General features: G+C 70.7%; 22 protein-coding genes and 1 pseudogene. 13 read left to right on the top strand and 10 right to left on the bottom strand.

All coding sequences use genetic code 11. The annotated features are described in order from the left end of the window. Positions 1 to 32 precede the first annotated feature (32 nt). Positions 33 to 986 carry an aminoglycoside phosphotransferase family protein gene (locus AB6L24_RS00525; protein WP_405650705.1) on the top strand — a complete coding sequence of 318 codons (954 nt, stop codon included), beginning with the start codon at positions 33 to 35 and terminating at the stop codon, positions 984 to 986. Between the two features lie 90 nt (positions 987 to 1,076). Here the strand turns inward: AB6L24_RS00525 and AB6L24_RS00520 are convergent, their stop codons facing one another. Beyond that, on the bottom strand, positions 1,077 to 1,811 hold the full coding sequence (locus AB6L24_RS00520) for a S1 family peptidase (RefSeq protein ID WP_405650703.1): 735 nt from the start codon (positions 1,809 to 1,811) through the stop codon (positions 1,077 to 1,079). A 141-nt stretch (positions 1,812 to 1,952) separates the two neighbouring features. Here AB6L24_RS00520 and AB6L24_RS00515 point away from each other — a divergent pair, with 141 nt between their 5' ends. After that, a complete protein-coding gene (locus AB6L24_RS00515; protein WP_405650700.1) occupies positions 1,953 to 2,384 on the top strand; it encodes a hypothetical protein in 432 nt (143 codons plus the stop codon). A gap of 42 nt (positions 2,385 to 2,426) precedes the next feature. Here the strand turns inward: AB6L24_RS00515 and AB6L24_RS00510 are convergent, their stop codons facing one another. The 3 genes from AB6L24_RS00510 to AB6L24_RS00500 all read right to left on the bottom strand — a co-directional run bounded on the left by AB6L24_RS00510 (position 2,427) and on the right by AB6L24_RS00500 (position 5,025). Next, positions 2,427 to 2,717, bottom strand: coding sequence for a hypothetical protein (locus AB6L24_RS00510; RefSeq protein WP_405650698.1), 291 nt, complete (start codon positions 2,715 to 2,717; stop codon positions 2,427 to 2,429). A gap of 174 nt (positions 2,718 to 2,891) precedes the next feature. Continuing rightward, positions 2,892 to 3,539 carry a hypothetical protein gene (locus tag AB6L24_RS00505; protein WP_405650696.1) on the bottom strand — a complete coding sequence of 216 codons (648 nt, stop codon included), beginning with the start codon at positions 3,537 to 3,539 and terminating at the stop codon, positions 2,892 to 2,894. Between the two features lie 238 nt (positions 3,540 to 3,777). Then, positions 3,778 to 5,025: a carotenoid oxygenase family protein gene (locus tag AB6L24_RS00500; RefSeq protein ID WP_405650694.1), complete on the bottom strand. Its 1,248-nt coding sequence runs from the start codon at positions 5,023 to 5,025 to the stop codon at positions 3,778 to 3,780. An 85-nt stretch (positions 5,026 to 5,110) separates the two neighbouring features. On the opposite strand from AB6L24_RS00500, the gene AB6L24_RS00495 reads away from it, so the two are divergent. From AB6L24_RS00495 to AB6L24_RS00485, 3 genes are all read left to right on the top strand, one after another. Next, entirely contained in the window at positions 5,111 to 5,626 is a 516-nt protein-coding gene (locus tag AB6L24_RS00495; RefSeq protein WP_405650692.1) for a PadR family transcriptional regulator, read from the top strand. 22 nt (positions 5,627 to 5,648) lie between these two features. Further along, the gene (locus AB6L24_RS00490; protein WP_405650690.1) at positions 5,649 to 5,915 is read left to right on the top strand and encodes a hypothetical protein; all 267 of its coding nucleotides are present in this window, start codon (positions 5,649 to 5,651) and stop codon (positions 5,913 to 5,915) included. A 147-nt stretch (positions 5,916 to 6,062) separates the two neighbouring features. Beyond that, a complete protein-coding gene (locus AB6L24_RS00485) occupies positions 6,063 to 6,824 on the top strand; it encodes a MerR family transcriptional regulator (protein WP_405650688.1) in 762 nt (253 codons plus the stop codon). A gap of 116 nt (positions 6,825 to 6,940) precedes the next feature. Here the strand turns inward: AB6L24_RS00485 and AB6L24_RS00480 are convergent, their stop codons facing one another. Then, positions 6,941 to 7,501, bottom strand: a complete 561-nt coding sequence (locus AB6L24_RS00480) for a TetR/AcrR family transcriptional regulator (RefSeq protein ID WP_405656987.1) — start codon at positions 7,499 to 7,501, stop codon at positions 6,941 to 6,943. Positions 7,502 to 7,523: 22 nt separating this feature from the next. Further along, entirely contained in the window at positions 7,524 to 8,360 is an 837-nt protein-coding gene (locus AB6L24_RS00475; RefSeq protein ID WP_405650685.1) for an alpha/beta fold hydrolase, read from the bottom strand. A 238-nt stretch (positions 8,361 to 8,598) separates the two neighbouring features. On the opposite strand from AB6L24_RS00475, the gene AB6L24_RS00470 reads away from it, so the two are divergent. After that, positions 8,599 to 9,039, top strand: a complete 441-nt coding sequence (locus AB6L24_RS00470) for a VOC family protein (protein ID WP_405650683.1) — start codon at positions 8,599 to 8,601, stop codon at positions 9,037 to 9,039. Between the two features lie 73 nt (positions 9,040 to 9,112). Here the strand turns inward: AB6L24_RS00470 and AB6L24_RS00465 are convergent, their stop codons facing one another. Then, positions 9,113 to 10,231, bottom strand: coding sequence for a fatty acid desaturase family protein (locus AB6L24_RS00465; protein ID WP_405650681.1), 1,119 nt, complete (start codon positions 10,229 to 10,231; stop codon positions 9,113 to 9,115). Between the two features lie 7 nt (positions 10,232 to 10,238). Then, positions 10,239 to 11,294: a ferredoxin reductase gene (locus AB6L24_RS00460; protein WP_405650678.1), complete on the bottom strand. Its 1,056-nt coding sequence runs from the start codon at positions 11,292 to 11,294 to the stop codon at positions 10,239 to 10,241. A gap of 87 nt (positions 11,295 to 11,381) precedes the next feature. On the opposite strand from AB6L24_RS00460, the gene AB6L24_RS00455 reads away from it, so the two are divergent. Continuing rightward, positions 11,382 to 12,521 (top strand): PucR family transcriptional regulator, encoded by a 1,140-nt coding sequence (locus tag AB6L24_RS00455; RefSeq protein WP_405650675.1) that lies wholly within the window; start codon positions 11,382 to 11,384, stop codon positions 12,519 to 12,521. A 52-nt stretch (positions 12,522 to 12,573) separates the two neighbouring features. Beyond that, on the top strand, positions 12,574 to 12,912 hold the full coding sequence (locus AB6L24_RS00450; protein WP_405650673.1) for a thioredoxin family protein: 339 nt from the start codon (positions 12,574 to 12,576) through the stop codon (positions 12,910 to 12,912). 50 nt (positions 12,913 to 12,962) lie between these two features. On the opposite strand, the gene acpP is transcribed toward AB6L24_RS00450, so the two are convergent. Together acpP and AB6L24_RS00440 are read right to left on the bottom strand one after the other, a co-directional pair. Further along, positions 12,963 to 13,196 (bottom strand): acyl carrier protein, encoded by a 234-nt coding sequence (gene acpP, locus AB6L24_RS00445; RefSeq protein WP_405650671.1) that lies wholly within the window; start codon positions 13,194 to 13,196, stop codon positions 12,963 to 12,965. A 264-nt stretch (positions 13,197 to 13,460) separates the two neighbouring features. Beyond that, the gene (locus AB6L24_RS00440; RefSeq protein ID WP_405650669.1) at positions 13,461 to 14,456 is read right to left on the bottom strand and encodes an erythromycin esterase family protein; all 996 of its coding nucleotides are present in this window, start codon (positions 14,454 to 14,456) and stop codon (positions 13,461 to 13,463) included. Between the two features lie 364 nt (positions 14,457 to 14,820). On the opposite strand from AB6L24_RS00440, the gene AB6L24_RS00435 reads away from it, so the two are divergent. From AB6L24_RS00435 to AB6L24_RS00415, 5 genes and pseudogenes are all read left to right on the top strand, one after another. Then, positions 14,821 to 15,285, top strand: coding sequence for a hypothetical protein (locus AB6L24_RS00435; RefSeq protein ID WP_405650666.1), 465 nt, complete (start codon positions 14,821 to 14,823; stop codon positions 15,283 to 15,285). A gap of 35 nt (positions 15,286 to 15,320) precedes the next feature. Next, positions 15,321 to 15,512: pseudogene (locus tag AB6L24_RS00430) on the top strand (IS701 family transposase); the annotation flags it as partial. Positions 15,513 to 15,851: 339 nt separating this feature from the next. Beyond that, positions 15,852 to 18,560: a class III lanthionine synthetase LanKC gene (lanKC, locus tag AB6L24_RS00425; protein WP_405650663.1), complete on the top strand. Its 2,709-nt coding sequence runs from the start codon at positions 15,852 to 15,854 to the stop codon at positions 18,558 to 18,560. A 5-nt stretch (positions 18,561 to 18,565) separates the two neighbouring features. Next, positions 18,566 to 18,709 (top strand): SapB/AmfS family lanthipeptide, encoded by a 144-nt coding sequence (locus AB6L24_RS00420; RefSeq protein WP_405650660.1) that lies wholly within the window; start codon positions 18,566 to 18,568, stop codon positions 18,707 to 18,709. Positions 18,710 to 18,794: 85 nt separating this feature from the next. Continuing rightward, positions 18,795 to 20,660, top strand: a complete 1,866-nt coding sequence (locus AB6L24_RS00415; protein ID WP_405650658.1) for an ABC transporter ATP-binding protein — start codon at positions 18,795 to 18,797, stop codon at positions 20,658 to 20,660. The last annotated feature ends 26 nt before the right edge of the window (positions 20,661 to 20,686 follow it).

Here is a 20,686-nt window from a genome sequence, read left to right as displayed (position 1 = left end):
GTCCATCGACCCAACGGAACAAAGGACGATCCATGACCACCTTCCTGACGCCACAACAACACGCCGACCGCACCTCCGCCGCCGTCGCGGCAGCCGTCGCCGCCGGGCGCGGGCTCGGCCTGACCGTCACCGAGCCCACGGTGCTCCACGACGTCTTCTCGGTCGTCGTCCACCTCGCCCCCGCGCCGGTCGTGGCCCGCGTTCCCACCGTCCTGCCCCGCCCGGACGACCTCGCCGCCCTCGCACACCGCCAACAGGACGAGCTGGATGTCACACAGTGGCTGGCCGACCAGCAGATCCCTGTGATCGCGCCCAGCCCGCTCGTGCCTTCCGTTCCCGTGCGGCGCGACGGGTTCTCGATGACGTTCTGGCCGTTCGTCGAGGAGGCCCGGGACAAGGAACCCGACTACGTCGCGAACGCCGAGAGCGTCGCCGACCTGCACGCGGCCCTGCGTGCCTACCCGGGCCGCCGTCTGGAGTTCCTGTCCGCGGCCGACCCGCGGTTCATCGCGGACAGCCTCGCCCGGCTCGACCAGCATCCCGACCTGATCGGAGCGGCCGAACTCGACCGGGCCCGCCGCGAATGGCACCTCCTCGAACCCCTCGTACGCACACGCGGCGCCTTCGAAGCCCGGTTCCCCGGCGTCGACGTCCAGCCCATCCACGGGGACTCGCCGCCCGCGAACATCTTCCACGCGGTGGACGGCGACCTCTACGCCGACTTCGAACTGGTCACGCTGGGGCCGGTCGAGTGGGACCTGGCCGCTCTCGGACCTGAGCACGAAGCCGCCTACAACCGCGGCGCGCGACGCAACGGCACGAGGCCGCTCGATGAGGACGTCCTCGCCTTCGTCAACGCCCTGGGCATGCTGCGGGTCGTCGCCAGCCTCACACTGGTCCCGCAGCTGCCCGTACTGATGGAGTACCTCGAGCCCGCGGTCGACCACTGGCGGGCGATGCCCTTCGCCGGAGGCATGGGCGGCTGACGCCAACGGTCTCGAGGGGCGGCAGCCGTACGCTCGGCGCCCTTGCCACCTGCACGGCGGAGCATGCCGTGCAGGTGGCAGGTGCAGGTGCTATCGCCGGATGACGGAGCGAATCCAGGAGAGCTGCTGCGACACCTCTCCGGCCTCGGCGCCCTTCTCCCGGTCGGAGCCGTTGAAGACGCCGATGAGCTTTTCGGTGCCCCGCGGGCCGACGGTCATCACCGGGCCGCCGGAGTCACCCCCGGCGGGAATCCCGGACACCTTCTTCATGCAGAAGTCGGGTCCGCCCGGGGCGGTGAGGCCCGCGCACCGGGGGTCGTTGGGCCGTACGACCTTCAGGTCCGACTGCTTGAGGACGGGGGACTGGCAGGCGCTCTCGTCCGTGGTGCAGGTGGCGCCCCATCCGTACACCCGCACGGCCTGGCTGCGGTGGACGCCGACCTTGGACAGGCTTGCCGTGCGGACGTTCATCGGCGCGACCTTGATGAGCATCATGTCGGCGTGCGCGCTGCCCACACGCTTACGGGGTATGGGGCGGACCGTCTTGCCCTTCCGCATGTCGAGATGGCCCACCCGGAAGGAGATCCGCTTGTCGGCGACCGGCCGCGCCTGCTCGTAGAAGCAGTGGGAGGCGGTGAGGATCCACTGGCGCGAGACCGCCGTCCCGGTGCACGCCGGTTTGCCGTCAACGAGCATGCGCACCGCCCACGGGCCGTAGGTGCTCTTCGACCCGCCGATGACGGCGAAGGCCGGTGGCGATGTCATCACCGCGCCCGCGACCAGCGCCAGGGCGGTCAGCAGCAGGACACGAATGCGACGGACCATGCGGAACAACTCCTCTTGAGGGGTGCGGCTGTACGGATAAGGAGAGGTTCCGCCGAGCAATACCGTTCCACCTGAGCTCTACGACATCAGGACAGCACCAGGCCGTGTATCGGATGTGAATCTTGCGCATAGGGTGTCGGCATGTCGCTGAGCCACATACCCCTCTCGTCCGGGCGTTCGATCGAGCTCACCGAGCTGCGCATGGCTTCGACCTACGGAGGGATGCTGGAGGGCTACCCGTGCAAGCCCATCAACGACATGAAGGTCAGCGGCCTCCAGCGACAGGCTGAACGTGCGTTTCCCGCCACGCCCGTCCATCTGCTTCCCCCCTCCCGCGAGTACCCGGACCAGACCGCCGGCGGCTTCGGACCCGTTGAGGTTCTGCCCTCCGTTGCCTGCATCGGTGCCTTCCGCTCGGCAGCGGTCGCCCCTGAGCTCGATCCGGTGCTGCACCGTTCCGCTCTCACCGTGATCTGGTTCCAGACCGGCTTGGACGTCCCGTCGGGCGAGGACGCCGACCTTGTGCTGCGCGGCATTCGCTGGGAGGGGCTGGCCCAGGACTACGAGCTCTAGCGACGGGTGCGTGCGACGGCGCGGTGTCTCTTCAGGCGGTGCTCAGGGGATGTATACGCTCGCGCCGAACTCGGAGATCGTGGACGCCCCGGAGTCGACGAACTCGATGGGCACGCCACCGCAGTTCGCCTCGCCGAAGACCAGGGCGGGGGTGTCGGTGTAGTTGTCGACGGTGAGCGGCCAACTGTCCGAGTCGTAGCAGCCGCTGGGGTCGACGTACTCGACGCCGCCGACGACCAGTGACCCCTCGGCCGCGAGCGCGGTGCCCGGCACCGCCAGGGTCAGCGTTCCGGCCGCGACGACGGAGCTGAGGGCGAGGGCGATACGACGCATGAGCGGTCCTCCTGACGGTCGGGGTCGCCGAGCGCGACCCGCAAGGAGACTCAACGTATGCGATCGAGCACTGTCAGTCACCGGCGTGTGGGCGCCCGACTCCGGGGCGCGGAGGGCCGTGTACGCCAGAGCTCTCGCCCCGTCCCAGCTTGTCATCCACCCACGAGCCGTAGCTCAACTGCTGTCCGGTCGCGGTTCAGTTCGCGGGGCAAGGTCGAGGGCGCGGGCGAGGGCGGCTGTGACGGGAGCGCGGTGGCCAGGCAGGTGTCTGGAGGCCCAGTCGGCCGCCAGCGTGAGGAAGTCGGCGAGGTCGCGCTCGGCACCGGCGAGCAGGTGGCGGAGCTCGGCGAGGGACAGCTCGATCACCGGACTGTCGCTCTGGTCGGCGTTGACCGTGAGCCGGAGGGTGTCGCCGAAGCGCTCCGCGACCGGTGACGAGGGGTCGTGACCGAATCCGAGCAGGCTGCCGCCGTCGAGGAATTGGTACCAGTCACGCCAGTCCTCCAGCCCGTCGCAGCAGCCGGGGAGGAAGACGGCGTCGGTGGAGGTGTCGGTGACCCGCAGGCCGCCGGCCGCGAAGAGAGGGTCGTGGTTCAGCAGTCCGTGGAGGAACGAGCCGAGTGCGTCGACGGGGCGAGGCGGGCCGTCGCCGTCGGGGACGGCGTCGTTGCAACTGGCGATACGCATCACCGCCGACCCGACCTCAGCGGGTGAGAGCCCGCCGCTGAGAGGCAGGAAGTCGAACGGCTCGACCTCCGCGACGGGCCAGAGGTCGAAGCCGTCAGGTGTGTACATCTCCAGGACGGGCTGCATCACGATCACCCGGCGAAGTGTTCCGCATCCCCTGCCCCTGCCGCCTCCCGATTGCATCGAGCACGCTCACGCTCACGCAGACGCCGAGACGGAGGCCCACCACCGACCTTCGACGCCGCGACCTGCGGGACGCGTTGTCCTGGCCGGCCAGGCGCACGATGTCGCTTCAGACGTCGCTTCAGATGTCGCTTCAGACTTCGCATCCGACAATGCCAGCGAATGATCACCGTCTGCCCCCGCCGGAGTCTCAGTCCACGATCCAGTTGCCATGGAACCCTTCCGGCACGCGTGCGGGCAGGTGCACCGTCGCCACCGCTTTCCGTAGGTCAGTGGCGTCGAGGATCACCAGATCGCTTCCGTCGCGTGCACGGTCGTAGACGTAGGCGATGAGCCAGTTCGGAGGCGCGAAGACGGCCTCGGAGGGCCGATACCCCTCGCCGGGCTCGAAGGCGGTCGAACCGCCCGCGTGGAGGTCGTAGCGGACGATCGCGCCGCGTCCGGTGACGTGGCCGTAGCGGACGTCCAGGCCTGCGAAGCGGTCGTCGATGCGCGGGAACTCGACCGGGCGGTCGTCGATCTGGTCCTCGCGGACGCTTCCGGTGCGCAGGTCGATCGTCCATCGCCACAGGACCGAGGGCGACTCCAAGGCCTCGTTCCACGACAGCCGGGGATGCCGTACGGCGTGCAGCACGATCGAGTCGCCCGCCTCGTGCGCGTTGAGGGTGTGGAGCACGACGCACGGGTCGATCGGGAACCAGCGCACCCGGGCGTGCGGGGTGTGGCGGTGCAGGACGCCGATGCGCGCCTGGAAGCCCTCGTCCCATTCGTAGGGCATGCCAGGGCCGGGGGAGAACACCATCGGCAGTTCCAGGAACACCACATGCCGGCTGGTGATCGCGAAGTCGTGCATCATCGTGGGGCCTTGCACGTCGATCGTCTGCGACAGCATTAACTCGCCGCGTGCGTCCGCACGGTGGTAGGTCAGATACGGCTCCTGCCAGTCGTAGCCGAAGAAGTGCAGCTCGCCGGTCTCGGGGCAGATCTTCGGGTGCGCGGTCATCGCCGTGGTGAGCTTGCCGTTGAAGTCATGGGGCCCGACGGTCTCGAGTTCGTGCGTCACCTCGTACGGCAGCGCGCTCTCGACGAGCGCGAGGGTCTTCCCGGCGTGGTTCACGACGTGCGTGTTCGCCAGCGAAGCCGTCCGGTCCGCCGTGCCGTCCTCCCGGTACTCCTGGACCGTCGGGTCCTCGAAGCTGCGGGTGCGGACCCAGCGGTTGCGGTACCAGGCGGCCCGCCCGTTCTCCAGCCGGACCCCGTGGATCATCCCGTCGCCGACGAACCAATGCGCGGACTCCTCGCGCGGGTTCGGCCCGTTGCGCAGGTACCAGCCGTTCAGCTCGGGCGGTATCGCCCCGGTGACAGGCAGGTCGTAGGCGGTCAGCTCGTCATGGACGGGGGCGTAGTTCCCCTGGAGATGGAAGGTGGTCGTACCCATGGGACCTCCTGACGTGTCAATGTTGACATGTCAAAAGTAGAAGGTCTGGCATCGACCTGTCAACTGTGGAAGGTAGAGTTCGCGCATGAGCCTTCGACATGCCGTTCTCGGCCTGCTGTCCGAGGAGCCCGGCAGCGGCTGGGACCTGATGCAGAAGTTCGACCACTCGCTTCGCCATGCGTGGTCGGCCACCCAGAGCCAGGTCTACGGAGAGCTGGGCAAGCTCGCCGACGCGGGATTGATCACGGTGGCCGAGGAGGGCCCGCGGGGCCGGAAGGTCTACGAGATCACCGAGGACGGCCGCGCCGAGTTGCGGCACTGGATGATCGACGTGGCACCGCGCCCCCGGCGCGACGACCTGATCCTGCGCGTGTTCTTTCTCAACGCCGTCAGCCCGGCGGAGGCCCGCGAGTTCCTGGGCCGCGTCGCGGAGGCGGCCACCCTGCGGCACGAAGAACTGCGCGAGGTGCGCGACCGGACCGACTGGAGCGACGACGCGCTGTCGGTCTACGGCGCGTTGGCGCTCGAATGGGGCCTCCGCTTCGAGGCCATGCACCGGGACTGGGCCGAGTGGGCGCGGGCGAAGCTCGGGGAGGAGTAGTCGGGCGTCACGGAAGCCCGGCGTGACCGGTCGCCACTCCTGGCCGGAGCCCGCGTCCGCCATCCGGCAGCAGGCAGGCGTGTCCTGGCCCGAGGCCGGAGCGGCGGACACCGACGCGCTGAACCCCACGGACGCTGCGCCATGGTCAACCGGGGTTCGACCACCCGACATCGAGGTGACGCCCCCGAACGAGACGCGGAGCGTGCCCCTGGCCTGGCCCGAGGGCGCGGGCGCGATCAAGGGCGCGTACACCGACGTCCAGGTCTACCCGACCCGCACCACCGACTAGAGGCCGTGCTCGCAGCCGACCTGGTGGCCGCCGACAGGCGCGCGTCAAGCTGAGCGCCGGGCTTGAGGCTGCCGCAGCGGCAGCCTCTACCGTCCTGAGCAGGGCCGGAGATTCCGGCCCGGTGAAGCACGCGTGCGGGAGGCGGCGATGGCCTGGCCGATCGCGGAGGTCGCCCGGATGTCGGGTGTGACCGCCCGGACCCTACGGCACTACGACGACGTCGGACTGCTGCCACCGGCCTGGATCGGGGCCAACGGCCACCGCTACTACGAGGAGCGCCAACTGCTGCGGCTGCAGCAGGTTCTCGTGCTGCGGGAGCTGGGCCTGGGGCTGCCCGAGATAAGCCGGATCCTGGCCGCGCAGGTCGACGAGGTGGAAGCCCTGCGGGGCCATCACCGTCGGCTGCTCGCCGAGCGCGACCGGCTGGATGCCCTGGCCGGCACCGTCGCGCGCACGATCACCGAACTGGAGCAGTCCAGGAAGGACGGCACAGACATGATCAGCATCAGCCGGCCGGAGAACCTGTTCGAGGGCATCCGGTCCACCCAGTGCATGAAGGTCCTGAGCGGTTTCCCGGAGCTGGTCGGGGCCGTCGAGCGGCGCACCGCGGCATTGAGCGAGGTCGAGATCGAGGCCGACGAGCGCGAGCGCACGGCGCAGATGATCCGGCTGGCCGACCTGCTCGCCACCGGCCGGCCCGCCGACGCCGACGCGGTGCAGGCCGAGATCGACGCCCAGTACCGGACGTTGGCCCAGTGCCGGGCGGCCACCGCCGAGGAGTACCTCGCGATCGGGCGTTGCTGTGTGGAGAACGAGCACTGGCGCGCGGCGTACGAGTCGATCGCGCCGGGCCTGGCCGCGTACCAGCGGGCCGCCATCGAGGCGTACGTCGCGACGCGGCTGCGCTGAGCCGGGACAGGGCCGCCGCCACGGGGGTGCGGCGGCCCTGTCGGGTGCTGCCGGTACGGCTGAACATGCACACGACGCCTTGGTCAAGGAGTCGAACGGAAGCCGACAGTGAGGGCCTAAGGTGCCTCGCCGGAGCTCGGGCGGGAGAGCGCGCGCAGCCCCCGGTCGGTGAAGGCGATCAGCCACTCGAAGCTCTCGTCGATGTCGGCGCTCATCTGGAAGCCGTTCGCCACCTGCAAGGTGGCGAAGCCGTGGCAGAGGCTGCGGAGCGTGCGCAGGGCGTGGTCCACGTCGGGCTCTTGGATCTCGTAGCCGCGCAGGACCGCCGTGAACGCGCCGAGCAGCCGCTGGCCGGCGGTGGACAGGGGATCGTCCGGGCCGTCGGGTTCCACGCCGACCGTGGCGGCGTACCGGCCGGGGTGCTCCAGGATGAACGCGCGGAAGGCGCGCGCGGCGGCCGCCAGGGCGTCGCGGCCCGCGTACCCCTGGACCGCGCCGCCGACGGCGTCGGCGGCCTCGTTCAGCGCCAGGGCCGCGATGCGCCGGTTGAGGTCCTTCTGGCCGCCCACGTGCTTGTACAGGGACGGGGTACGTACGCCCAGCCGCTCGGCCAGCAGCCCCATCGTCAGGTCGGCGAGGCCGACCTCGTCGGCGAGGGCGGCACCGGCCGCGACCACGGCCGTCGGGTCCAGGCCGGCCCTAGGCACGGGCGGCGTCCGGGCGGAGGAAGCCGAGCATGAGCGAAACCACCTGGTCGGGGAACTGGTCGTGCGGGTAGTGCCCGGCACCCTCGACCATCTCGAGGCGACCGAGGCCGGTCGGCAGGGCATCGACGATCGCCGACCCCTCGGCGTGCGGGTCGGCCCAGTCGGGGTCGAGCGTGCCCATCACGACCAGGACCGGGCAGCGGACGTTGCCGAGGTGCGCGCCGGCGTCGGTCGGGGCGCTGCGGCCCATGCCCTGCATGGCCTTCATCCGGCCCGGCTCCCGCAGCAGGGAGTCGATGCGGCCGAGCCGCTCGGCCCAGTCGGCAGGCTTCACGCCGGGGTAGGCCGCGTCGAGGTACGAGCGCCAGAGGGAGCGGCTGCCGAACGCGCCCGCGCCGAGCAGCCGCAGCATGCCCTGCCGGAATCGCTTGACCCGCAGGTCGCCCCAGCGGATCGACTGCTTGCGGGTGAACGGCGCCAACTCGACGACCTCGGTGATCAGCGCGGGCTCCTGCGCCGCGGCGATGGTGGCGGCGCCGCCGGAGACCGAGTGGCCGACGAGCACGGCCGGGCCGCCCAGGTGGCGGATCACGGCGAGCAGGTCACCGGCGATGGCGGTGCGGCTCCAGGCCGGCCAGCCGACGCTGGACTCGCCGCAGCCCCGCAGATCGACCGTGGCGACCCGATAGCCCGCGGCCACCAGCGGCGGGACGACAGTGCGGTACGCGGCGCGGCTGTCGCCGATGCCGTGCGCGAGGACGATCAGCGGGCCGGACCCCTGCACCTCGTAGGCGATCGTGCCGCCGTCGACCGCCAGGTACTCGCTCATGGCATCCCTCTCATCCGGCTAATCTCGTTAGCCATAAGCTAATGTCATTAGCCATACCTGTCAACGATGAAATCGCCGCCGCGCTACGGTCGGCGGACGCGCCGTGTGCCGTGCGTCCGGCCGGTTCTCCAGATCTTTTGGGGTTCGGCGGTCCGCGGGTGTCGAGAACGGGTCACCGGCTCCGTCCCAGGGGCACAGCGGCCACCACCGGCCGCACGAGGACGAAGGAGAAGCAGGCATGGCGATTCAGCGGATGGACAACGTCGGCATCGTCGTCGAGGACATGGACGCCGCCATCGCGTTCTTCGTGGAAATCGGAATGGAGCTCGAGGGCAGGGCGGTCGCCGAGGGACCTGTCGCCGACCAGTGCACCGGACTCGACGGCGTCCGCTGCGACATCGCGATGGTCCGCACCCCGGACGGTCACAGCCGCCTCGAACTGGCGAAGTACCACAGCCCCGCGGTGATCAGCGACGGGCCGCGCAACCGGCCGCACAACATCCTGGGCACGCACCGCGTCATGTTCGCCGTCGACGACCTCGAGGACACCGTGGCCCGCCTGCGCCCCCACGGCGCCGAACTCGTCGGCGAGATCGCCCGGTTCGAGGACAGCTATCTGCTCTGCTACGTCCGCGGCCCCGAGGGCATCATCGTCGGACTGGCCGAGCAACTGCGCTGAGCAGGGCGGACCGAACCGTGCCGACGAGCGCGATCAGCCCGGCCGCCCCGCACCTCGACACCGGCACCGGGAGTCAGGCCGCGACGAGCACCTGCTCGCGGTCGGGCACCTTGACGTGGGGCGTCTTGTTCGGCAGCGACAGCCGGAAGACCTTGCGCCACGCGGAGAACACCTGCTTGGGCAGCGGCCCGGTGACGTACTCCAGTTCGTACTTCTCGAACAGGGCGCGCACCTTCACCGCGACCTCGGCGTACCGGTTGCTCGGCAGGTCCGGGAACAGGTGGTGCTCGATCTGGTGCGACAGGTTGCCGGTCATGAAGTGCATGGCCTTGCTGCCGCTGATGTTCGCCGAACCCATCATCTGGCGCAGGTACCACTGGCCGCGCGTCTCGCCCTCGATCGACCGGCGCTCGAAGACCTGCACGCCCTCGGGGAAGTGCCCGCACATGATCACCGAGTGGGACCAGACATTGCGGACCAGGTTCGCGGTGAACGTGGCGCCGAGCGTGCTGAGGAACGACGGACCCGAAAGGAGCGGGTGGATCACGTAGTCCTTGAGCACCTGCTTGCGGATCTTGCGGCCCACGGCCTTGGCCCGCGCGCGGAACTCCGGGTTCCTGCGGCGCCGCTTGTGCAGGTTCTTGCCGAGCTCCAGGTCGTACGCAGCGATGCCGTACTCGAAGAAGCAGGCGTTGAGGAAGTTCCACAGCGGCTGGCCGAGGTGGACCGGGTGCCACTTCTGGTCCTCGTCGACGCGCATGATGCCGTAGCCGAGGTCGTTGTCCTTGCCGATCACGTTCGTGTACGTGTGGTGCAGCTCGTTGTGCGAGTGCTTCCACTGGTCGGACGGCGAGACGTGATCCCACTCCCAGGTGGTGGAGTGGATCTTCGGGTCCCGCATCCAGTCCCACTGGCCGTGCAGGACGTTGTGGCCGATCTCCATGTTGTCCATGATCTTCGCCACGGACAGACCCGCGGTGCCGAGCAGCCACGCGGGCGGGAAGGACGAGAACAACAGCACGCCCCTGCTGGCAAGCTCGAGCTTGCGCTGCGCCGAGATGACCTTGCGGATGTACGCGGCGTCCTTCTCGCCGCGGTCGGCGATCACCTCGTCGCGGATCGCGTCCAGCTCGCGGCCGAGCTCCTCGATCTGCTCCGAGGTCAGGTGGGCGGTGGGGTCGATGGCGGTCAAGGTGTTCCTACCGTTCGATGTCGCAGGGGCCCGCCGCGGCGGACACGCAGGTCTGGATGAGGACGCCCGGCTCGGCCTCGGTGATCTCGCCGGTGCGCAGGTCACGGACGGCGCCCGCCTTGAGCGGCGTGACGCAGCCGAAGCAGATGCCCATGCGGCACCCGGAGGGCATGAGCACACCGGCCTCCTCGCCGACGTCAAGCAGCGGTGTGGCGCCGTCCGCGTCGACGCTCTTGCCGGTGGCGCTGAAGGTGACCTCGCCGCCGTCGCCGGTGACGACGACGCCGGGGCGGAAGCGCTCGGTGTGCAGGCGCTCCTGGACGCCGTGTGCGCTCCAGTGCTCTTCGGCGGCGTCGAGCAGGCCCGCGGGCCCGCAGGCCCAGGTCTCGCGCTCGGCCCAGTCGGGCACGAGCGCGTCGAGACGGGCGATGTCGAGCATGCCGTCCGTGTCGGTGTGCACCTCGGTGAGCCGCAGCTTCTTGTCCGCGACCAGGTCGTGCAGTTCGCTGCGGAAGATCACGTCCTGCGGCCGCGGCGCGCAGTGGACCATGACGACGTCGTCGAACTCGGTGTCGCGCAGCATGCCCATCACGGGCGTGATGCCGCTGCCGGCCGTCAGGTAGAGCACCTTGGCGGGCTTGGTCCGCGGCAGCACGAAGTCGCCGGTCGGCTGGTCGAGCTGGATCACCGTGCCCGGTCTGGCCCTGCGGACCAGGTGGTTGCTGACCTTGCCGTCCGGGATCGCCTTCACGGTGATCGTGACGCGGCCGTCCCGGCGGTCGGTCGGCGAGGTCAGGGAGTAGGCACGCCACAGGCGCACCCCGTCCACGTCGACCCCGATCCGCACGTACTGCCCCGCCCTGTGGCCGCGCCAGCCCCGCCCGGGCCTGATCACGATGGTCGCGGTGTCACCCGTCTCGGGACGCACGGCCTCGATGCGCCCCCGCAGGTCGGCGCCCGCACGCAGGGGGCTGAACAGGTCGAGGTAGTCCGACGGCAGCAGCGGCGTCGTGACCATCTCCAGCAGATTCCACGCCCTGCTGCGGAGGGCTGCACTCGTCATGGCCCCAGCTTGCTGCGCCTCAGGGCGTAAAGTCCTGACCGCAGGATGTGAATCTGGTCGACAGAATTGTTCGTAGGGAACAAGAACGTGAGTCATGCGATCCGGAGGGCCAGTGAGCTGGCCCTGGATGAGACGACGGTCACTGCGCTGCGGGCCGCGCTGAGGACCACCGCCGACGAGGTCGTCCAGGCGATCATCGACGAGGTCCCTTCGTACGCCAACGCCCTTTCGGGCCGCATGGGCGCCACCATCCGCCGAGCCGTCCGCACCGCCCTTGGGAACTACCTGGACCTCGCGAGCGGCAACGCCACCGGCGGCGACGCCGGTGACGCGGCCTACGAGCTGGGCCGCGGCGAGGTGCGCGACGGCCGTTCGATGGACGCCCTGCTCAGCGCCTACCGCGTCGGCGCCCGCGTGGCCTGGCGATGCCTGGCGGCGGGTGCCGTACCCGCAGGTCTGCCCGCCGCCGAGGTCGCCAAGTTCGCCGAGCTGACCTTCGCCTACATCGACGAGCTCTCCGCCGCGAGCGCCGCGGGCCACGCCGACGAACTGGCCGCCCGGGGCAGGGCCCAGGAACGCCACCTGGAACACCTGGCCCGCGACCTCCTCGCCGGCGCGAGCCCGGACGTGCTGCTGGCCTCTGTCCAACGGGCCGGGTGGCAGCCCCCGGTCTCACTGACCGCGGTCCTGCTGCCCGCCGACCAGGCCCGGCCTGCCTACCGCGCGCTCGACCCGAACACCCTTGTCCTCGACGACCTGCCGGACGCCACCGGTGTGCTCCTCGTCCCCGACGCCGACCGATCACATCTCCTGCGGCAGCTGACCGACCGCACCGCCGTGGTCGGCCCGGCCCGGCCATGGACGCGCGCCTCCGCCTCGTACGCACGAGCCGTACGCGCCCGCACCCTCTCCTCCGACATCCGCGACACCGAGGACCACCTGCCCGAGCTGGTGCTGAGCGCGGACGCGGACGCGTACGCGGACCTGCGCGCCCGCGCCCTCGCACCCTTGCGGACCTTGCCCGTCGGGACCGCACGACGCCTTGAGGAGACGCTGCGGGCGTGGCTGCTGCACCAGGGCAGGCGGGACGAGGTGGCGGCCGCGTTGTTCGTCCATCCCCAGACGGTCCGGTACCGGATGGCGCAGTTGCGTGAGCTGTTTCCGGATCTGGCGTCGCCCCACCGGGTCCTTGAGCTGACGCTGGCGGTGGGGCTTCGGGGCAGCTGACGCGTACAGGGATCATGGGAGGGAACGACGGAACGTGAGGTCAGGAGTATTGATGGCGAAGCGGGTGCACCGACCCCGTGAGGACGCGGAGTTCGATTTCATCCTCGGGGCGAGCGGAGTTCCGGTCCTCGCGTACTTCATCGGGACATGGCCCAAGGCGATCGAGCCCTGCCGGGTGATGGACCTCGTCGTGGGAGACATCGCCAACGACTGCGCGGGCCGCCTGACGGCCGTACGCGCCGACATCACGCGCTGTCCGGCGGCAACCGAGCGATACGGGATCACCGGAGCCCCCTCCTACGTCCTGCTGAAGGAGGGGAAGGCGGTGGCGCACGCCTCGGGGCCGATGACTGTCACGGAGATACGGAACTTCCTGGACGGCCACCTCTGAGCGGCCTCGGCCCCGCACTGATGCCGGACCGCTCACGTCGCGTCCCGGACCTACCGCCGGTGTGCGCCGAACCAGTCGATGACGTCCTGCACGGTGGTCATCCTCTCGGCGTCCTCATCGGGGATGTCCGTGGAGAACTCGAACTCCAGGGCCGTCCCCAGCTCGACGAGGTCCAGGGAATCCGCTCCCAGGTCCTCGAACGACGCGTTGTTCGTCACCTCCTCCAGCTTGACGTTCAGCTGCTCGGCGATGACGCCCTTCACCCGCTCCTCAACAGTGGACACTCCGCCGCCTCCAGAGCTGACGTGTACGGGAACTGTCAGAGCTTGCCCACCCCAACAACCGTTCACGCGCCGACGAAACCTCGCGTGAACCGTCTTCGCTGTCCTTGCCGCCCACCCTGCTCGCCGCCCCCCGCTCGTCACAGCGCCCCGTCGAACCGGTGAGAGCGGTCGGCTCGAGCCTTCCGAGTCCCGTCAGCCTGCGGCGAGAGTGCGCTGGACGTGTCACCAAGTCGCGGCTTGGAGAGCTTCTTGCAGGCTCCCGGGTCAGGGGAGGGGTTGCGTCGGTGTCACCTCGTGCACGTGCACCAGGGCGTCGAACCATTCCTTGAGCGAGCCGCCCGTCATGCAGGGTTCGGCGTGGTGTTCCGGGTCGTAGCCGGGGACGACCATCCGGGTCCGGGCCGGAGCGTCCCGCCAGGCGGTGACCTCGGGCGGGGCAGTGGTGCGCAGGTCGAGCAGGTAGGCGGTGCTGTCCGGACGGGCCGTGTCCAAGGTGTGCTCGGCGAGTTCGCGCCCGGGCGGTGGGACGTGGAGGACGCCGCCGTTCCCGTACGCCCGCATCTGACCGCGGCCGAACGTGAAGCCGATCGGGCGGTACGCGGATCCGAACCGCTCACGCAGCAGGCTGCCCGCGTTGCGCTGGCCGCGCGGTATGGACGCGGGGAAGTGCACCGCGCGGTGGAGCCCGTTGGAGGCGTGGCTGGTCGTGGACCAGAAGAAGACGCGGTGGCCGGTGGCTGCGTGCCAGGCGGCGATGCGCTCGGCGAAGCCGCGCTCCAGGGCGGCCATGTTGTGCGGGTCGTCGGGTGGTGGCGGCAGGGTTCCCCAGGCGGCTACGGCGTCAGCTCCCATGTCGGCCCCGAGAACGCGCACTTCGTCGCCCGCGTGTGCGCGGTTCCGCTCCCGGACCCACTGGATCAGGTGGAGGAAGGGGGCGACGTTCCAGAACGGCTCGCTCTCGCGCAGCAGCTTGCGGGGATCGCCGGTACCGGTGCGTACGAAGGTGTCCAGGGCCTCGCCGAGTTCGCGACCACCGTCGAAGGCCAGCGTACGAAAGCCGGCGCGGGTCACCAGAAGGCGAGCCATGCGGGCCTGCAGCACGGTCACCTCGTGCGCCGCACGGCTGCCGTCGCCACCGCCCACGACCGAAGCGCCTTCGACCACGGCGAGCAGGGGCTCCAGGTCGTCGAGCGGTGCGTCGGGGTCGGGGCCGGTGGCGAGGGGGTGAGCGTTGTGGCTGATCCAGTCGGTGGGAGTCATCCTCGCAGGCTGGTGCTTGAACATGACTTGAGGTCAAGTCGGTTCACGACCGCCCTGCCGACCATCAGAGCGCACCACTCCTCGGCCAAGGAGGAGGGGCGATCTGTTGTGCCGCAGCGACGAGAGCGTGAACAGGCATGCCGAATCCATGGAGGGAACGCTGGCTCAGCTGGGACTACGAGCCGCGAGATCGACCTCCAGCGATACTGAGGACGCCAGGGTCGGCGTGCAGGGCGTCGAGCCCGCCACCGGCCGTCGCTGCTGCGCGACAGACGGCGAGTTCTACGCCTGTCTGCCGCGCCTGCGCCTGTGATGCGGTGAGCTGATCGGTCAAGTGCGCAGTCCCATACCGTAGCTTGCGTGCATGGCTGAGACATGGGGCGAAGAGCAGTTGATCGCGGACGGCTTCGAGCGTGTGTACTCCGAGTCGGAGTGGAACGGCGAACCGTGGGCCGGCCTTGCTGACATAGGCGGGAAGCCTCACTACTTCGAGATGCACGTCCACGACCACAGCCATGAAGTCGGTGAGTATCAGGTCTGGCCCGCAAGCGAGGCGGTGGCGGAGCTGGAGCGCGAGCAGTGGGCGATCTACGCCAGGTGGTACGAGCGCCGTGAGGCGGGCGAGGTCGGACAGGAGAGCCATCCGGGCCACGGCGGGGTCGACGCCCGCTATGACGAGCTGGAGCTGCTGTTGGCGCCGCACCGCGTGGCGCCGGACGGCGCCCGTCGGCTCGTGAGTGAGCTGCGGTTCGTTGCCGGTGTCGACGTCCGCTACCGAGTCGAGGGGCCCGACTACTGGCTTCGGTGGCGTCCGAGGCCGTTGGCGTAGTGCCTGCCCACCGGCAGGAGGCATCCGAAGGACTGATGAGCCGGATCGTCGTCCGGTTCTCCCGAGTTGAACCCCGCCGCCGGGTGCAGCGGTTGATCTCCGGGCTGCTGTCGGACCTGCCCAGGAAGAAATGCTGGACCCTGGCCGAGTACGCGGGCGATGTCACTCCGGACGGCATGCAGCACCTGCTCCACCGGGCGCAATGGGACGCCGACGCGATGCGTGATCCACGACGTCGCCGGTTGGCCCGGCCAGTGGTGCCTGGCCCGCAAGCAAGGGCTTGACCGGCCCGGACGAGTGCGGCATTGATCCGTCCAGCCCGCGACCTCACACACCGCCTGCGCTGGTCCCACTGGCGACATCGGCATCAGCCGGACCGAAGGTGACTCCAAGCCTCGTCCCACGAGAGCCGACCCGACCGGCTCGTGCGCGAATCGACAAGCTCGCTGCACGAACAGACAACGACAGCTCGCGCCTGCGCACGACATCGTGAACCTGTGCCGCGGAGGGGAGCGGCCGGGCGTCGGGGGCGCCCGGCCGCAGGAGACAAGAAACGGGGACGGGGCATGGAGGCTCAGTACGAAGCGTTCTGCGCGGCCGATCCGGACTTCTACGACCGCCGCGGTCACGACCTCACGGACGAGGCGCTGTTCCCGCCCCTGCGAGAGGCCGCGGCGCCGCACGGCTGGCGGCGGATCGCCGAGCGCGCCTGGGTGTACTACCAGCCGGCCGGCGTGCACCTCCCCGCCCAGGGGTGGAAGGTCCACGTCTCCGCCGCCGTCGACCGGTCCGCGGACGTCGTCGAGGTGGTGTACGACTACTGCCTCGCCCGCGCGTTGACGTTCAAGGTGGTGCCCGGCGCCCGCGAGTACAAGCGGCGCAACGCCAAGTACGCGGAGCGGGCCGGGAGCGGCAAGCTCGCCACGATCTACCCCCTGGACGAGGAGGACCTGCGCACCACCGTCACCGACCTCGGGGACCTGCTCGACGGCACCCCCGGCCCGTACGTCCTGAGCGACCTGCGCTGGGCGGACGGCCCGGTCTACGTCCGCTACGGCGCCTTCGCCCCACGCACCCTCACCGGCCCCGACGGACGGGAGACCGTGGCGATCGAGGACGCCGACGGCAACCTGGTACCCGACCCGCGGGGCCCGGTGTTCAGCGTCCCGGACTGGGTCCAGCTGCCCGCGTTCCTCAAGCCGGACCTCGATCGCCGCAACGCCACCCGCGTCGACCACCTGCCCTTCGAGATCGTCCGCGCACTGCACTACTCCAACGGCGGTGGCGTCTACGAGGGGCGGATGCGGGCCGACGGCGAGAAGGTGGCCGTGAAAGAGGGGCGGCCGCACGCCGGGCTGGACGGTGGGGGCCGCGACGCCGTGACCCGGGTGCGGCGCGAGCGCGACATCCTGCGGCGCCTGGCCGGGCTGCCGGCCGTGCCCCGGCTGAAGGGCTGTCACAGCGCGGCGGGCCACGAGTTCCTGGTCGAGGAGTTCGTCCCCGGCGAGGCCCTCTTCACCGCGGCCGCCCGGCGCAATCCCCTCGTGGACGACACCCCGCCGAGCCCGGAGCGCCTCGCCGCGTTCCGCGACTGGGCGATGTCCACATGGGAGCGCGTCGCCGAGGCCGTGGCAGACCTGCACCGGCGCGGTGTGGTCTTCGGTGACCTGCACCTCTACAACATCCTGGTGCCGACGCAGAGCGAGGAGGCGGCCGGGGCGCGGCAGGTCCGTCTCATCGACTTCGAGGCGGGCTGGTTCACGGACGAGGGCGGCCGCCAGGTGATGGCCAACCCGGGCTTCGCCGCACCGCGCGACCGTACGGGCAAGGACGTCGACCTGTACGCGCTCGCCGCGCTGAAACTCGCCGTCTTCGGCCCGCTGACCTCGCTGATTCCCTTGGACCCGGCCAAGGCGGCACAGCTCGCCGGAGTCATCGCCGACCGCTACGACGTGCCGCGGGAGTGGTTCGCCGACGCCCTGGAGACACTCATCGGGCATGCACCCGCCGCCCCCGTGCCGTGCCGGGTCGACTTCGGCCCCGCCGCCTGGGCCGACGTGAGGTCGTCCATCACGGAGGCCATCGCCGCGAGCAGCAGCCCCGAGCGCGACGACCGGGTGTTCCCCGGCGACATCGCGCAGTTCCTCCACTCCGACGCCGGGCTCGGCCTGGCGCACGGAGCGGCCGGGGTGCTGTGGGCGCTGCGCACGGCGGGCGCGCGTGCGGTCCCGGCGGCGGAACGCTGGCTGCTCGACCGCGTCCACCGGGATGAGCCGGACGGGCGGGCAGGCCTGTACGACGGCCGGCACGGCATCGCGTACGCCCTCTGGGAGCTCGGCCACCGGGACGCGGCCGTGGATGTCCTCGCCCGGATTCCGCGGGCCGCGACCACCCCCGACACCGGCCTCGGCCTGGCCGAGGGACTGGCCGGCATGGGCCTGAACTGGCTGCACTTCGCCCGCGCCTGCGGCGACGACCGGTATCTGCAGCGGGCACTGGACACCGCGGACCACGTACGCGCCCGTCTCGGCGAGGTGACCGACGTCCCCGAGACCAGCGGCGGCGCCCATCCACGCGCCGGCCTCATGCACGGCTCGGCGGGCCCGGCGCTGTTCCTCACCACGCTCTACGAAGAGACCGGCGACCCGCGCCATCTCGACGCGGCCGCGACGGCGCTGCGCCAGGACCTGCGGCGCTGCGCGTACGCGGAGAACGGCACCGGCGCCGAGGGTGGCACCGGCACTGAGGACGGCACTCGTCCGGCCCGGACGGAGGGCGCGCTCTTCGTCAACGAGGGATTCCGGCTGATGCCGTACCTCGCCGAGGGCAGCGCGGGGGTCGGCATCGCCCTCGACCGGTATGCGGCACACCGTCAGGAGCCGGAGTTCGTGACCGCGCTGGCGGCGATCCGGCGCGCGGTGGCCCCGTCCTTCTGCCCCTTCCCCGGCCTCTTCGAGGGCGCGGCGGGACTGCTGCTCTTCAACGCCCACCACGCGGACTCCCCGGGCACCGCGGCGCGGCAGGTCCGCATCCTCGACTGGCACGTACTGCACTGGCGGGGCCACATCGCCTTCCCCGGCACGAACCTGCTGCGCATCTCGATGGACCTCGCCACCGGCGGAGCTGGCGTCCTGCTGGCCCTGGCCGCCGTCCACGAGGGGAAGCGGACGACGGCACACCGCCCTTCCCTGCCGTTCCTGCTGCCTCCCGAACCTCGGGCCGAGCCCTCGGGGCCGAGCCCGAACCCCGCCACCACGACACCCGAGAGGAGGTGAAACGCATGGCCATCTACGACCTCCAGGGCCTGGGCGCCGAAACGAGCACTGAGATGGGGGAGTTGGGAAACAGCAACGCCAGCAGCGTGACCTGCTGCGTCCCGTCCCCGAACCACAGCAGCTGGTCGATCACCTGTCGCGACTGCTGACCTGAAACGGCGCCGCGAAGGGCCGACTGCTCCGGATCCCCTCCGGAGCAGTCGGCCCACCCACTCCACCGGAAGGCGGAAGTCCATGCCGCAGCGGAGACTGCTCGGCGTCCTGCGACCCCACCGAGCGCGCGTCGCACTCCTGCTCGTCCTGATCGTGGCCCTGGCCGCGACCACCGTCGCCCCGGCCGTGGTCGCGCAACGCCTCATCGACCACGGTGTGCTGCGCCGCGACGAAGGCATGGTGTGGGCCATGACGGGCGCCCTGGCCGCCCTCGGCGTCGCCCAGGCCGCCCTGACCTACCTGGAGCGGTGGTTCGCCACCCGCCTCGCCGAGGACGTCGTCCTGCGCCTGCGCACCGACGTCTTCGCGCATCTGCAACGCCAGTCCCTCGGATTCTTCTCCGTGGCCAGGACCGGCGCCCTCGTCTCCCGGCTGCACGGCGACGTGGCGGGCGTACAGCAAGTGGTCGCGGGCACGCTGCCCGCCGCCGTCTCCGCGCTGTTCCTGCTCCTCACCACGGGTCTGACCGTGATGGTGATGGAGTGGCGGCTCGCCGGGCTCGTGCTGCTCCTGATCCCGCTGCTCTACCTGCTCACGTCCCACTTCACGAGCGCGCTGCGCAAGGTCAACCAACGGATGCTCGGGACCTTCGCCGACCTCGACTCGCTGGTCGCCGAACGGCTCAGCTCCGGCGGCGCCGAGGTGATCCGCCACTACGGCCACCCCGACCGGGACGCACCGCGATTCCGGCTCCTCGCAGCCCGGGTGCGCGACACGTCGGTACGCCGTGCCTCGCTCGCTGCCGCGCTCACCGGCTCCCTCATCCTGATGGTCAGCCTGGTCTCCGCGTTGATCTACCTCGTCGCGAGCCGCCTCGCGATCTCCGGAACCCTCACGCTGGGCACAGTCATCGCCCTGTTGTCGTTGCTGGCGCGGCTGTTCGGGCCGCTGACCGCACTGCCCGGGCTCCGCGTGGAACTGATCGCGGGCCGGGTCGCGTTCGACCGCATCCAGGAAGTGCTGCGGTTCGAGCCGCAGATCGTCGACGCCCCCGATGCCCGTCCTCTGCCGGTACGCGCCGACCGGGCGCCCTCCGTGGAGTTCCGGCACGTCGACTTCGCCTATCCACCGCCCCACGACCTGGCCCTCCCCTCACTCACCGGGGACCAGGACGCCGACCTCGCCGACGAAGCCGACGGTCACCTCGACGAGGAGCCGTTCGACGGCGACCCGCCCACCGACGCCCACGGTCCGCGGGCCGCCCTCACCGCCCTCAGCTTCGTCGCGGCACCCGGCACCACCGTGGGCATCGTCGGGCTCTCCGGAGCGGGCAAGTCCACGCTGACCCGTCTGCTCACGCGCTCCTTCGACGTGGACGCGGGCCGCGTGCTGATCGACGGCGTGGACATCCGACGCCTGCGTCTGGACGACGTGCGTTCCGCGATCGGCATCGTGCCGCAGGAGACCTTCCTCTTCAACGACACCGTGCGGGCCAACCTCCTCCTCGCCCGCCCGGCCGCGACGACCGAGGAACTGGAGGCCGCCTGCCGAGACGCGCGTGTCTGGTCCACCGTCGAGAAACTCCCCGAGGGCCTCGACACCCTCATCGGCGATCGTGGACTGCGCCTCTCCGGCGGAGAACGCCAACGCCTGGCCCTCGCCCGACTGGTCCTCAAGGGCCCGCCGATCGTCGTCCTCGACGAGGCCACCTCGCACTCCGACACCGTCACAGAACAGGAAATCCAGGAGTCCATGGGCGAGTTCCTGCGCTCCCGCACCTGTCTGGTCATAGCCCATCGCCTGAGCACCGTCCGCGACGCCGACCAGATCCTCGTGATGCGTGGGGGCCGCGTCGTCGAACGCGGCCCCCACCAGGAACTCCTCGACGCCGGCGGCTGGTACGCGCGGCTGCACCGGGCACAGCACAGGGTGCCGGTGGCACGCTGACGCGACGCGGCCCGACGGGCGGGGCG

This window comes from Streptomyces sp. RK9, assembly GCF_045070545.1.
In the GTDB taxonomy this organism is placed as follows: Bacteria; Actinomycetota; Actinomycetes; order Streptomycetales; family Streptomycetaceae; genus Streptomyces; species Streptomyces alboflavus.
This window is presented reverse-complemented; position numbering and strand designations above follow the sequence as displayed.

Excerpts from the sequence above, each read along its gene's own strand:
- AB6L24_RS00435 (WP_405650666.1), top strand. The coding sequence starts at position 14,821 with ATGGCTGAGACATGGGGCGAAGAGCAGTTGATCGCGGACGGCTTCGAG.
- lanKC (WP_405650663.1), top strand. The coding sequence starts at position 15,852 with ATGGAGGCTCAGTACGAAGCGTTCTGCGCGGCCGATCCGGACTTCTAC.
- AB6L24_RS00485 (WP_405650688.1), top strand. The coding sequence starts at position 6,063 with ATGGCCTGGCCGATCGCGGAGGTCGCCCGGATGTCGGGTGTGACCGCC.
- AB6L24_RS00520 (WP_405650703.1), bottom strand. The coding sequence starts at position 1,811 with ATGGTCCGTCGCATTCGTGTCCTGCTGCTGACCGCCCTGGCGCTGGTC.
- AB6L24_RS00495 (WP_405650692.1), top strand. The coding sequence starts at position 5,111 with ATGAGCCTTCGACATGCCGTTCTCGGCCTGCTGTCCGAGGAGCCCGGC.
- AB6L24_RS00420 (WP_405650660.1), top strand. The coding sequence starts at position 18,566 with ATGGCCATCTACGACCTCCAGGGCCTGGGCGCCGAAACGAGCACTGAG.
- AB6L24_RS00450 (WP_405650673.1), top strand. The coding sequence starts at position 12,574 with ATGGCGAAGCGGGTGCACCGACCCCGTGAGGACGCGGAGTTCGATTTC.
- AB6L24_RS00470 (WP_405650683.1), top strand. The coding sequence starts at position 8,599 with ATGGCGATTCAGCGGATGGACAACGTCGGCATCGTCGTCGAGGACATG.
- AB6L24_RS00460 (WP_405650678.1), bottom strand. The coding sequence starts at position 11,294 with ATGACGAGTGCAGCCCTCCGCAGCAGGGCGTGGAATCTGCTGGAGATG.
- AB6L24_RS00500 (WP_405650694.1), bottom strand. The coding sequence starts at position 5,025 with ATGGGTACGACCACCTTCCATCTCCAGGGGAACTACGCCCCCGTCCAT.
- AB6L24_RS00515 (WP_405650700.1), top strand. The coding sequence starts at position 1,953 with ATGTCGCTGAGCCACATACCCCTCTCGTCCGGGCGTTCGATCGAGCTC.
- AB6L24_RS00510 (WP_405650698.1), bottom strand. The coding sequence starts at position 2,717 with ATGCGTCGTATCGCCCTCGCCCTCAGCTCCGTCGTCGCGGCCGGAACG.
- AB6L24_RS00415 (WP_405650658.1), top strand. The coding sequence starts at position 18,795 with ATGCCGCAGCGGAGACTGCTCGGCGTCCTGCGACCCCACCGAGCGCGC.
- AB6L24_RS00475 (WP_405650685.1), bottom strand. The coding sequence starts at position 8,360 with ATGAGCGAGTACCTGGCGGTCGACGGCGGCACGATCGCCTACGAGGTG.
- AB6L24_RS00525 (WP_405650705.1), top strand. The coding sequence starts at position 33 with ATGACCACCTTCCTGACGCCACAACAACACGCCGACCGCACCTCCGCC.
- AB6L24_RS00440 (WP_405650669.1), bottom strand. The coding sequence starts at position 14,456 with ATGACTCCCACCGACTGGATCAGCCACAACGCTCACCCCCTCGCCACC.